At 56.1% G+C, this 11,823-nt stretch carries 10 protein-coding genes; 4 read left to right on the forward strand and 6 right to left on the reverse strand.

The window, feature by feature from the left end:
• Positions 1-62: 62 nt before the first annotated feature.
• The gene (locus ACP8KU_RS01050; RefSeq protein WP_023018068.1) at positions 63-479 is read right to left on the reverse strand and encodes a hypothetical protein; all 417 of its coding nucleotides are present in this window, start codon (positions 477-479) and stop codon (positions 63-65) included.
• Positions 480-651: 172 nt separating this feature from the next.
• On the opposite strand from ACP8KU_RS01050, the gene ACP8KU_RS01055 reads away from it, so the two are divergent.
• Genes ACP8KU_RS01055 through ACP8KU_RS01065 form a run of 3 tightly spaced genes read left to right on the forward strand, consistent with a single transcriptional unit; the run spans position 652 to position 3,619 of the window.
• The gene (locus ACP8KU_RS01055) at positions 652-1,437 is read left to right on the forward strand and encodes a phosphoadenylyl-sulfate reductase (RefSeq protein ID WP_284611542.1); all 786 of its coding nucleotides are present in this window, start codon (positions 652-654) and stop codon (positions 1,435-1,437) included.
• Positions 1,437-2,336, forward strand: coding sequence for a sulfate adenylyltransferase subunit CysD (gene cysD / locus ACP8KU_RS01060; protein WP_284610898.1), 900 nt, complete (start codon positions 1,437-1,439; stop codon positions 2,334-2,336). Before ACP8KU_RS01055 ends, cysD begins: the two co-directional genes overlap by 1 nt.
• On the forward strand, positions 2,336-3,619 hold the full coding sequence (locus ACP8KU_RS01065; RefSeq protein ID WP_284631675.1) for a sulfate adenylyltransferase subunit 1: 1,284 nt from the start codon (positions 2,336-2,338) through the stop codon (positions 3,617-3,619). Before cysD ends, ACP8KU_RS01065 begins: the two co-directional genes overlap by 1 nt.
• A gap of 189 nt (positions 3,620-3,808) precedes the next feature.
• Here ACP8KU_RS01065 and ACP8KU_RS01070 read toward each other — a convergent pair whose 3' ends face one another.
• Entirely contained in the window at positions 3,809-4,480 is a 672-nt protein-coding gene (locus ACP8KU_RS01070) for a hypothetical protein (RefSeq protein ID WP_284631674.1), read from the reverse strand.
• 227 nt (positions 4,481-4,707) lie between these two features.
• Here ACP8KU_RS01070 and ACP8KU_RS01075 point away from each other — a divergent pair, with 227 nt between their 5' ends.
• Positions 4,708-5,298: a nucleosidase gene (locus tag ACP8KU_RS01075; protein ID WP_484483828.1), complete on the forward strand. Its 591-nt coding sequence runs from the start codon at positions 4,708-4,710 to the stop codon at positions 5,296-5,298.
• 135 nt (positions 5,299-5,433) lie between these two features.
• Here ACP8KU_RS01075 and ACP8KU_RS01080 read toward each other — a convergent pair whose 3' ends face one another.
• The 4 genes from ACP8KU_RS01080 to ACP8KU_RS01095 all read right to left on the reverse strand — a co-directional run bounded on the left by ACP8KU_RS01080 (position 5,434) and on the right by ACP8KU_RS01095 (position 11,747).
• Positions 5,434-7,803, reverse strand: a complete 2,370-nt coding sequence (locus ACP8KU_RS01080) for a SpaA isopeptide-forming pilin-related protein (RefSeq protein ID WP_484483829.1) — start codon at positions 7,801-7,803, stop codon at positions 5,434-5,436.
• A gap of 473 nt (positions 7,804-8,276) precedes the next feature.
• Positions 8,277-9,080 carry a pilin N-terminal domain-containing protein gene (locus tag ACP8KU_RS01085; protein WP_484483830.1) on the reverse strand — a complete coding sequence of 268 codons (804 nt, stop codon included), beginning with the start codon at positions 9,078-9,080 and terminating at the stop codon, positions 8,277-8,279.
• 63 nt (positions 9,081-9,143) lie between these two features.
• Positions 9,144-10,064, reverse strand: a complete 921-nt coding sequence (locus ACP8KU_RS01090) for a class C sortase (RefSeq protein WP_484483831.1) — start codon at positions 10,062-10,064, stop codon at positions 9,144-9,146.
• 162 nt (positions 10,065-10,226) lie between these two features.
• The gene (locus ACP8KU_RS01095; RefSeq protein ID WP_484483832.1) at positions 10,227-11,747 is read right to left on the reverse strand and encodes a SpaH/EbpB family LPXTG-anchored major pilin; all 1,521 of its coding nucleotides are present in this window, start codon (positions 11,745-11,747) and stop codon (positions 10,227-10,229) included.
• Positions 11,748-11,823: the final 76 nt, after the last annotated feature.

Consider the following 11,823-nt stretch of genomic DNA (forward strand, 5'->3'; position numbering starts at 1 on the left):
TCTGGTGGGCGCAGATGGGGCGAACGGTTTTTATATTTAGGCACCTGACCGTAAGGGCGAACCTAGACCAAGACGTGCGCCAGCTGCGCCCGGGCGATGACGCTAGTCCAGTCCTCAAAATCCGTGATCGGCGTGCACAGTCCCTCCCACGTGGTGACGGGAATACCGCGGGCCTTTAATTCCATGACGATGAGCTCGCGGTCCCCGTGGGCGGCCAGCTGGTGGACCTCGTTATGGGTGATATCGCCGTCTACTCCCACGCGCACGTTTCCTAGCAAGCGCAGCCGCGGGGTAGTACCCGGTGCGCACTCGTGCGGCACGGCCTCATCAACCACGCCGGCAAGCCCCGCAAAGCGGCGAAGTAGACCGAACGGTGCAGTTTTTTCTGAGATGAGGTCTACGCACATGCCGGCGCTCAGGAGTCTTTCCACGGCGGATAAGGCGGCAGGACCTTCCCCAATGATGGCGACACGCTGCATAAAAGTTCCTCCTCGGGCGAGTTCGGCCGGCCCGCAATAGACTACATTGTCTATAAATCTAGTCAGCTTGGTTCAGAAATAAAACATTTTATTCTTCCCTTCGGCCAAGCTCAGCGCCCTTTCCAGAAAAACGTGCTGCGTGAGCTACCGCGGTTGCCTAGTGTGTGAGCTCATGAACCCAACGACGAACCTGCTGGATGGTGGACACTCCTTCCGCGATCCCCATATCTCGCCCGAAGGCACGCGCGATACCGCGCCGCTTCCCGCCGAGGTGGCCGCGCGCAATGAACAGCTAGTGGACACGTGGGCGGATAAGCTCTACGCCGAATCCGCAGAAAGCATCACCGAGTGGGCCGCCGAGCACGCCCCCGGCCGGTTAGCGGTGACGATGTCCATGGAAAACACCGTGCTGGCAGAGCTCTCCCACCGCGCCGGGCTCGCTGCTGACCTGCTTTTCATCGATACCGGCTGGCACTTCCCGGAGACCCTCCAGGTGGCCGAAGAGGTGGACAAGCGCTACCCGGATCTGCCCCTAGTCCGCGTGCTGCCGCTGCTGAGCCCCGAAGAGCAAGACGAGGTCTACGGCCCGCGCCTCTACGCGCGCGATACCGCCGCCTATAACCGCATGCGCAAGGTCGAGCCGCTGAATATGGCCATGGATCCTTATGCCGGATGGGTGACCGGGCTGCGCCGGGCCGATTCCGAGCACCGCGCCCACGCCCCAGCACTCAGCCTGGACCGCACTGGGCGGCTAAAGATTTCGCCGATCATTACCTGGGACTTGGACGATACCGATCAGTACATCGCAGAAAACGACCTCATCATCCACCCGCTGACCCTGCAGGGATACCGGTCCATCGGCGATGCGCCGTTGACCTTCCCAGTCGGCGAGGGCGAGGACGCCCGCTCCGGGCGAGTATTTGCAGATGGCAAGACAGAATGCGGGTTACACGAATAATGAGCACACTTTCCCCACACCTACAAGACCTAGAAAATGAATCCATCCACATCCTGCGCGAGGTAGCCGGGCAATTCGATAAGGTAGGCATCCTCTTTTCCGGTGGCAAGGACTCCGTTGTCGTCTTCGAGCTGGCCCGCCGCGCCTTCGCCCCGGCCACGGTGCCTTTTGAATTGCTCCACGTGGATACCGGTCATAACTTCCCCGAAGTCATCAAATTCCGCGATGACCTAGTCGCGGAATCCGGTGCCCGCCTCCACGTCGCCCACGTCCAAGACTGGATCGATAGTGGCGAGCTGCAGGAACGGCCCGATGGAACGCGCAACCCGCTGCAGTCGGTGCCGCTGGTAGAGACCATCGCCAAGCGCGAGTACGACGCCGTGCTGGGCGGGGCCCGCCGCGATGAGGAGCGCGCCCGCGCCAAGGAACGCATCTTTTCCATCCGCGATTCCTTCGGTGGCTGGGACCCGCGCCGCCAGCGCCCCGAGCTGTGGGACCTGTACAACGGCGGCAAGATGGCCGGCGAGAACGTGCGCGTCTTTCCCATTTCTAACTGGACCGAATCCGATATTTGGGAATACATCGGCGCGCGCGAGCTTGAGCTGCCGCCCATTTATTATTCGCACCAGCGCGAGGTCTTCAACCGCGGCGGCATGTGGCTTTCGCCAGGTGAATGGGGCGGACCGCAAGACGATGAGCAGCTAGAGACCCGCACCGTGCGCTACCGCACCGTCGGCGATATGTCCTGCACCGGTGCCGTCGACTCCACCGCCTCCAGCCCCGATGAGGTGCTCGCGGAAATCTCCATTTCCACCCTGTCTGAGCGCGGCGCCACCCGCGCCGATGACAAACTTTCTGAATCCGCCATGGAAGACCGCAAGAAGGAAGGCTACTTCTGATGACGACTACCCTCGCGCCGAATGTCGGCGCCCTCAAACAGCGCGATACCCTGCGCCTGTGCACCGCCGGCTCCGTTGATGACGGCAAATCCACCTTCGTCGGACGTCTGCTCTATGACACCAAGTCCGTACTCGCGGACCAGGTTGAGTCCATGGAGCGCTCCTCTTCCGATCGCGGCTTCGACGGCATGGACCTTTCCCTGCTTGTCGATGGCCTGCGCGCCGAGCGCGAGCAAGGCATTACCATCGACGTGGCCTACCGCTACTTCGCCACCGATAAGCGCACCTTCATCCTCGCCGATACCCCCGGCCACGTGCAGTACACCCGCAATACGGTCACCGGCATGTCCACTTCGCAGGTAGTGGTGCTGCTTATCGATGCCCGCCACGGCGTCGTCGAACAAACCCGCCGCCACCTCAACGTGGCCGCGCTCCTGGGCGTGCGCCACGTCGTCCTCGCGGTCAACAAAATCGACCTCGTGGACTATGACGAGCAGGTCTTCCGCGATATCGAGGCCGAATTCCATAAGATTGCGCAGCGCCTGGACATTACCGATACCACCGTCGTGCCCATTTCCGCGCTCAAGGGCGATAACGTGGTCGAGCGCTCTACCACCATGGATTGGTACACCGGCCCCACCGTCCTCGAGGTGCTCGAGACTATCCCCGTCGCCACCGGCCGCGCCGATGAGCTGGACTTTCGCTTTCCCATCCAGTACGTCATTCGCGAGCACGCCACCGATTACCGCGGCTACGCCGGCCGCGTGAAGGCCGGGTCCATCTCCGTGGGTGATACGGTGCACCTGCCCGAAGGCCGCACCAGCACCGTCACCCAGATCGACACTGCCGATGGCCCGGCGTCGTCGGCCGCCGCCGGCGATTCGGTGACGCTCCTGCTTGCCGATGCCATCGATCTCACCCGCGGCGATCTCCTCGCCGGCTCCCAGCGTCCCGAAGCCACCCGGGAATTCGACGCCACGGTGGTCGGCTTGACCGAAAAGGATCTCAAGCCCGGTCAGATGGTGAAGCTGCGCTATGGTTCCTCTTTGGTCAAAGCCCGCATCGCTACCATTGCTCGTACCTTGGATCTCGATGGCGTGGCCGACGTAGAAGACCCCGAGACCGTGGCCATGAACGATATCGCCCACATCACCATCCAGACCCAGGCCGAACTGCCCGTGGAGGACTACGCCGCCCGCGGCGCCGTGGGCAACTTCCTACTCATTGACCAATCCTCCGGCAATACCTTGGCCGCCGGCTTCGTGGGCCACCGCCTGCGCTAATTCCAAGCCCGCTCGCGGCGCGGGGGCCTCCCGAAGCTCCGCTCGGCGCCGCACACGTGCCGCGGTGCCGCACGCCCTGACCGCCTGCCACATTGTCCAAAACAACCGCGTTTCTCCTAAAATCACCCCAATTTTTAGCGAAACGCGGTTGTTTTATACATCTGCGGCCAACCCCAATGAGCTAGCGGCTTAACACCTCAGCAGATCCTCCACGATTTCCTTTGGCACGCCAGCCTTGGAGAGCTTCTCTTCGCTAAAGCACTGGTAGTTGGAAGGGTAGCTTCTGCCATCCTTTTCAATTGCCGCCCAGGTATCCCCGGACCACTGGTACAAGGTGTGGAAGGAAGTTCCTTCATCACCGGCGAAGAGCCAGTTGGCATCGCAGTAGATTTGCACGGGCCTATAAAAACCACCCATGTGGGCTTCAGCATAGGATCCGCACTTTTCACCCGTGCTCGGTTCCTGGCTTCCAGCTTTTGCCTGCGAGTCCTTCTGTCCCTGAGAGTTCGCATCCCCGTTCTGCGCAGTGGCGTCCTTCTTCTTTTCGGCCGGTTTGGCCTCAGCATCAGAATTAGCTCCAGAACCTGAGCCCTTGCCAGTACCTTTGACCGCGTCTTCTTTCCTGGACGAGTCCGCCGTCTTGTCGGCAACGTCAGAGGACGGCTTGGAAGATTGGACATCCCCAAACGCAGGTTCGTGCGCCTGATCTTTTGGCTCTGCCGTTCCGGTATAAGCCCACGTACTGGCCGCTACGAGGGCAATGACCGCGAGGATCGCGATCACCACGGTGGCGATGCGCTTGCCGCGGCCTTTAGGGGAGCCGGTCGGTTCCGAAGATTCTGAAGGCTGAGTTTTGCTCAAGAGAGGGGCCCTTAGGTGGTGTAGGGAGGAATAAAGAGAATGGCAGTGAAGCCCTTTGCGCACTTACTATAGCGTGATCGCGTACACGACGGGACGCAGTTGCTCCCCGAATCGCGTTATTGCTTTCAGCCTTCCCATCCAAGGAGCCAGGGAAATAAGCAAACCACGGGCATAAAACGCTGCAGCCGACTCCGTCACTCGACTCGACTGCAGGTATCGTCGCACACATGGAAAACTTATCTGGACGACCCCTCTTCGTGGCGGCCGTGGATGCCGAAGCTGCACACATTCCGGACAGTGAAGCGCTGCTTATTACCGGTATCGGCACGGTTCCAGCGGCGATTTCCCTGACCGAGGTCTTAGCTGAGGCCCGCGCACACGATGCTTTGCCTGAGCGCGTGGTCAATATTGGTACGGCGGGCGCGCTCGTCGATGGCATGGATGGCGTCTTTGAGATCAATAAAGTAACCAAGCACGATTTCAAACTAGACGTTCTGACCGATATCAGCCGTTACCTCCTGCCAGAATTCATCGAGCTGGATACCTCTGGCAAGCTTCCGGCACGCGGGCTAGCCACCGGTGACATGTTTGTCTCTACTACCGCACTGCGCAATGAGCTGGTGAAAAAGTCCCAGCTATGCGATATGGAAGGCTATTCCATCGCAGCAACCTGCCAGCGCTTCGGCGTGCCCTGCACTTTGCTGAAGCAGGTTTCTGATTCCGCCAACGAGGAATCGATGGGCACCTGGGCCGGTGTCTTGGATCGCAGTGCCCGCCAGCTTGCCGCTGCCGCAGCTGACTTAGGCTTCTTGCGCTAAAAATCTTTTCAGTTCTCCATCCACCGTGAGACGAACGAACTGGATGTAGATCAGAAGAGGCCCGCTCAACGTCATTTTGCAAGACGATGAGCGGGCCTCTTTGTTATGGAACAGCTCTACGGAAGAACACGGTGATTAGTTCAAGGCACGCCGTCCAATAAACACAGCTGCTGCCGCTACAACACTGGCCAAGAGGGCGAGTCCTCCTAAGCCGCGACCGCCGGTATTGGGCAGATCGCCTTTACGGATATCGGCTACCTGCATGACCGAGTGGTTCGCATCCTTCTCATCTTTCTGGATGGAAATTTCCGGATACTGTTCAGCTCCTCCTTCGATCTCAATCTCTGGTTTTCCAGATTCTCCAACGACGATGTTGAAGTAAATCGGGCTGCTAAGTAGCTGGTAGCCAGAGGGTGCTTGTGTTTCTACCAGCTCATAGCGATTACCCGGCTGGAGATCGAAAATCCGCGTTGCACCATCACGCAGGACCCCTACTTGTTCACGATTGTCTCCATCCATTTTATTGAGGGTGAATTCGGACCCCGCTAGAGGTTGTGGCTGGTCTTCGAAACTGACTTTTTGCACGGAAAGATCAATTTTTACCGGAACGGTGTAATTTTCAATCGTGCAATTGACGATGCCCCGGAATGGAACATCCACGCCGAATCCTGGTTTTTGAGCATCGTCAATATTGCGTACTTCGGAGTCCTTAGTCTTCCACGAGTTGCCCTCACGCACGCGTGTCGTGCATACGGCATTCTTGCCGTTCTGCTTGTGGAGCCTATATCCAGACTGCTGGTGCTCAACTACGGTGACGGATTGACCCTTCCTGTTTTCTTGATTCAAGGACCGTCCATAGCGTCCGTTCTCGTCGGTTTTATCAGTGACTTGTGCTTTACGCTCAGTTCCATCCTCGCCGTCGATGATAGCTTCTTGACCACCGTTAACAGAGGTATCAAAGGTCCAATCCTGTCCAGGTGACACTGAGCCGTCTTTGCCATGGACAAGCTTAGTTACGTTAATGGAACCAAAGCAGTCATTGAGGACTAGCTCATTGAGTCTATTTACCAAATTATTGAAGTTATCTACGGTAGTGACGGCATCCTCGCTGGAGATGTCTGCACCGATGGACTTTGTATTACGAACGCCCGCACGCCATACTTCCGGCTGGTTCGTAATATCGTATTCTGTGGTTGTAGTCGGATCTGTGGTATCCCACATCAAGACCTTGCCATTCTCGACAATGTCTCGTACGAAATCCGCTTGGCCGTAGTAACTCGGGTATCCATAGCCGTCCTGGTAGGGCCAGGGTTTCGGTATACCATCTGTTACATTGGGCACTTTTGGCGTCTTTTGGTTTTTAACTGCCCCTAAACCGAAGTAGTCATCTTTGAGAATGTGCTCGTTGAATGGTTCTATGCCGACCATGACGGTTTCGATGCGTGTGCCGGACTCTTTGATCCGGTTAGCCTCATGAACCGCTGCGGATAGATCGCTCTGATTGATTAGCGTACCGATGTCGAACCCGAAAGGATAGTCTCGCCCGCTTGTGGTTGGAAGCCCATCAGAGATGAAGTAAACTACGTCGAACTCTCCGGAGGGGACCTGGTTAAGGCCGGCCTCATAATTGGTGCCGCCACGACCATTGCGTTCAAAATATTCTCCGATGGCATTAACAGCGCTGCGCAGTTTTTGTACATCACCATTGTCATTGAGGCTTAACGTATCTGTTGACATGCCCGGGATGGACTTTGCACTCGAAGCAAAATTATAGATCGCCATCTGGCTTCCTGTTCCCTGTAACGCGTTAATAACGCTTAATCCGGCATCGCGGCTAGCAACAACACCTGCACCATTATTTCGTGCGATGGAATCGGAGGTATCGAAAACTAGGGCAATCTTTCCCCCACAGCGCTTCGGCAAGGTGGGGTTTGGGGAAGATGCTGGCAGCCAGTCTAACTCGTGACGTGGTGTTTCTTGTGCATTGATATCGATATCCGTTGCGTCACGGTCGAACCAATCGGGAGCCTTGTGCCACAGCGTCATTTGGCAATTGGGGTTTGCCATGTCTAGTGGGATCTCAGCTTCGACATCGAAGGAATCGATGTGTGAAGCAGCTCGTTGCATCTTTTGATTCAGTTCAAAAAAGATTCGATTTTTACTTACCGTCAGTGTGTAATCAACGTCTTTTTTCAGATCCGTCCAACCCGCTCTTCCAGAGCCGAAGCGAAGTTGCAGCCGTGGATCTGCGGCATTGATAGCATTAGTGAGGTCGCCAGCACCGTTAACAGTCACTTCGACGACGCTTACATCTTTGCCGCCATGCTTCCGCGTGTTTTCTGAATTGTCCCACCAAGTCTTTGCATACAGAAGGCCATCGTTTGAGGTGCAAGCATCCCACGTTCTTTTGTTTGGAAGCGCACGGTAATTTTTCGCCTCTGTAGGATTTCCAACGGCTGGGGGCTCTGGTGGTGCTAACTCGGTGCCTTCCATGGTCGCCGTCATACTAGACAACCTAGGGACATTTTTCTGTCCTGCCCGCCATTGGACAACAATGGGAGTCCCAGGCTGTACGTCTATGGCAGTCGGAAGATTTACGGTAAGCGTATTCGTAGATCTTACGTTAGGTGAAATCCAGGACACAGGATACGAGGTACCATTGATGGTGAGAGCTTTGTCTGTATCAGGTGGATACGTAGAGAACTTCTCTGTGGTGTTAAGAGTCAGCCTCTTCATCGACATCGCTTGGGTGGCCGACATGTGAACCGAAAAAACGTTGCTGTATACAGTGCGAACGTTATTGATTGTCACCGGAGCTCGCACTGCAGATTGAGCATGAGCAGTCGGTGTGACGGAGTGTTCCGATTGGGTTGGGGTGACCGCTGGAACAGCCCCAGCTGTCAGCATGAGGGTAAAGGCAGCTACTGCGCTTGTCCGCATTTTGCGGGAGAAGCTGTGCATTGTTGTCGTCCCTTTCATCATTGGTCACCTTTATTATTTCGACGGATAAGCAGCATTCCGGCCGCGATGAGGCCAGCAGCCAGAACAAGGATTCCGAGTACGGAAGCGCCTGTTCGTGCTAATTGGCTGGGCTTTGGTTTCTCAGGACCTGCTGGTGGGGTATCAGCAGGCGTAGTTTCTGTTGTTTCGGAGCCATCCGATCCCGGCCCCGGAGGCGTGGTGTCCTCAGGTGGTGGGGTCGAATTAGGCTTCGATGGAGTAGGGGTGGGGGTGGGCGTCGGCCGTGGATCGGGGATATCCGTTGGTGGAGGGACATCGCCACCGCCGTCGTCGGTTTTGGCTACGACCTTGAGATCGTGTAGCCAATTTCCCTCCTTGTCCGTGGCAGGAAGTACAACGATCATTGGCCGGATGTCCTTATGCTTCTCCCCGCTGCGTTGGGGAGGGGTTATCTCGATTAGGTACGCACCCGCGGGGAGATTTTCGAAGCGAACCTTGCCAGAATCATCGCTGGTTTCTTTCCGCTTGACATCAGTAAATCCCAGATCGCGTGCTTTTTTGGGAGTGAGGTTGAGTGCATCCGTATATCCCTGGTGCGTACGAATATCAAGGCCCGCTACCTGCGCCAATTCGAAGGTATAACCGCTTAATGCCCCTGGCGGTAGCTCGCCCTCTTTAACTTCATCAAATGGATTACCGGTGGGCAGAGAAATGGTAAGGGAATTGAGCTCTTGACCAATGGAACTGGGGTCAACCTGGGTGGATGCTGGGGCATACCCTGAAATGACTTTGGCATCAGCCGGTGTTGCAGGGGCAGTCATTGTCACGAGACATCCTGCGCACAGGGCTGCTGTTGCCCGAGCTAGTCTACGTTGCTTAAACATTTATGCTTCCTCTAGTGATACTGACTGACCGAATTTTGGCTTTTGCTTTTTGTTCAATTTGTACAGCCAGAAAGCGGCCGCAATGGCGATAAGCAATGCGCCAGCCATAAAAGCCCACATCCACCACGTCCAGTGGAGGCCACGAGGGGTAAAGGCCTGTTCTGCTTCCTCATCGAAAGGCACGCGCTCAGCAGTAACCAGCAAGCGATGGGAATTGACGCCATACGGCGTGCAGGTAATGAGGGTGACTTGGTCCTTGCCGGCTTCTGGCCGGAGAGAATCCGTCTCGTGCGGAAGCACCACACGGATGTCATTGACCTGGTACTTCATTTTTTCACCGGAGACACCAACATAGATTGGGTCTCCTTCTTTGACCTTGTTGAGATTGTCAAAGAGCGTGGCGTTTACCAGTCCGGTGTGGGCAGTTAAGACCGAGTGCGTTCCTTCTCCGCCAACAGGAAGATCAGAGCCGTACAAGTGCCCAACACCCTTCTGAAGGACGTCCTCACTGGTGCCGTGATAAACGGGAAGATCGACGTCAGCCGAAGGCACAACGAGTCGAGCCATAACGTCATGGGCATCTAATTCGGATAAGTATGCTTGGTAGTCAGCGTTATCCTCAGAAATACGCGTCAGCCAGGGATCGAGGATCGGACCAGCCGAATGAGTCTTGTTGTATTCCTGGGCTGCGGCGAATTGCTGGGCAAGCAACTCCTGATCTGCATTATCGATGTCGTTGCTATAAGAATCAGCGGCGCGGAGCTGTTCCCAGTTATTGAGTTGTGTCACCACCACTGGGTAAAGCAAGAGGCCGATGGCAAGCATCGCGAGAACAATGACGGGAACTGCTTTTTGCGGCAGTGCCTTCGATGTGTCCCTGTGCTTCGCTTTAACCGCGGGACCAGAAGTACGCAGTACCATATAAAATTTCCTCACTCGCCAGACTCGGCATGTCCGTTGTGGTGGTGTAAAAGCTCATGGAATCTGTTCCCTCGCCGAAGCGAGGGAACAGTCCACGTATGTGGGAGTTAGCTGCCCGTATGCAGTCGAATTAACTCCCAGGTGCCTAACCGATGGTTCGGTTTAGCTTTCTTTGTTCGCGCGGCGAGCGAACCAGAGTGCACCGCCTGCTACCAGTACGGCGAGTGCGCCTAGGATGCCAATACCCATGCCACCGGTAAGCGGGAGCTGCGGCATATCGGAGCGCTTGTTTTCAATCTTTTTCTCCAACTGCAGAGGGGAATCCGCGTTCAGCTTAGTTTCGTCGGAAGTCAGCTTGAATGAGTGGACCTCATTGGTGGCAACAAAGCCGCGCGGGGCTTTGGTCTCTACAAGGCAGTAGGAGTTTTCGATCTTTTTCGAATCGTCTTCTACATCGGTGACGTGGATGCCATCGATAAGTACGGTGCCGTCGTCAGCGGTCTTCCACTTAGAAGTGCCGTCGATGGAAATCTTTTGCTGATCATTTAACTGATCAGCTTGCGTTTCAGTACCTGCACAGCGGTAGAGCTCAAATTCAGCACCCTTCAGCGGAGTCTCAGAGCCCTCTTCAATCTTGACTACCTTGACCTGGCCCCAGTAGGACTTGACCTCGTTGGACTCGGTTTCGGTCTCGTTATCTTGGTTAGGGTAGTGGACGAACTGACGGGCCTTGTTTACGGCGATGCCATCGGTGCCTGCGAGTTCCTTCACCTTGGCGGTAATAGTGAGATCGACGGTGGTTCCAGCGTCCAATCCTGCAAGCTTGTCCAAATTGGTGACGTTTAGCTCAACGTCGCCGGTGCCTTGGGTGATATTCAGGGTGTAGTCGCTGGCAGCCAACTCGGTACCATCAGAGAGTGCGACCTGAGCTTCAATATTCTCGAGGTTTTCGGTATCGAGTTTATCCGTAAGGCGGAAGCTCTTGAGCTTTTCGCCCTTCGGGACGACCGGTACGTTGCCGTGGACAACATACTCGATGGTGTCTCCGACGTTCTTGTCCGCGTCTTTGACTTCCTTGGTAACACCTGCGGTGGTGTTCTTCGGCTGGACCACTACATTGTAGTTCCATCCGTTGCCTTCACCGTTGGTATAAGGCAGGGAAACGATAAATGGGGTGGAGGGGGCTACTTCAGAGGCTTTGTAGCTCTTTTGAGTAACGGTGTCGGTTACTTCGCCCTCGATGGTTTCAGTGAATAGCCAAATGCCCTGCTGGAAATTGGTACCGTTCGAATCAAACTTCAGCTGGCCATCGTTGCCGGTTTTGCCGGTAACTGTAGTTCCCGTGGCGGTAGCTCCAAGCTCCTTGTAGTTGCTTGCGTTCAGTTCGCCCAATTTCTTCGGGTCTACGTTGCTGACGTCAAGGAGCGTACCGGTGAAAGTAGCACCTGCCAGTGGGTTACCGGTAGCATCTTGATCTGCTGTGCCGGAACCAGGTCCGCCGATGCTGGTGGGATTGAGGCGCTTATCGATGGTCAGGGTCACCGGCGCATTCTCATCGATGACAGCAGCCGGGGCGGCGGCCGGAGCGCCATCTTGGGCCACGGCGGTTACTCCGCTCATGGAGAGCGTAAGTCCGAAGATGGCCGCAGCACTTGCGGACCGGATTAATGCAGTTTTCTTCATGCGTGAAAAGCCTTTCTTTGCTTAACACCCAACGTGTAGAGAGGGAATTCTGTGGCCAGGTGTTAATGACGACATC

It is taken from the genome of Corynebacterium sp. LaCa_282 (assembly GCF_057198125.1).

Bases quoted from the DNA above. Each gene is read 5' to 3' on its own strand.
- ACP8KU_RS01050 (WP_023018068.1), bottom strand. From the start codon at position 479: ATGCAGCGTGTCGCCATCATTGGGGAAGGTCCTGCCGCCTTATCCGCC.
- ACP8KU_RS01055 (WP_284611542.1), top strand. From the start codon at position 652: ATGAACCCAACGACGAACCTGCTGGATGGTGGACACTCCTTCCGCGAT.
- cysD (WP_284610898.1), top strand. From the start codon at position 1,437: ATGAGCACACTTTCCCCACACCTACAAGACCTAGAAAATGAATCCATC.
- ACP8KU_RS01065 (WP_284631675.1), top strand. From the start codon at position 2,336: ATGACGACTACCCTCGCGCCGAATGTCGGCGCCCTCAAACAGCGCGAT.
- ACP8KU_RS01075 (WP_484483828.1), top strand. From the start codon at position 4,708: ATGGAAAACTTATCTGGACGACCCCTCTTCGTGGCGGCCGTGGATGCC.
- ACP8KU_RS01080 (WP_484483829.1), bottom strand. From the start codon at position 7,803: ATGACGGCGACCATGGAAGGCACCGAGTTAGCACCACCAGAGCCCCCA.
- ACP8KU_RS01085 (WP_484483830.1), bottom strand. From the start codon at position 9,080: ATGACTGCCCCTGCAACACCGGCTGATGCCAAAGTCATTTCAGGGTAT.
- ACP8KU_RS01090 (WP_484483831.1), bottom strand. From the start codon at position 10,064: ATGGTACTGCGTACTTCTGGTCCCGCGGTTAAAGCGAAGCACAGGGAC.
- ACP8KU_RS01095 (WP_484483832.1), bottom strand. From the start codon at position 11,747: ATGAAGAAAACTGCATTAATCCGGTCCGCAAGTGCTGCGGCCATCTTC.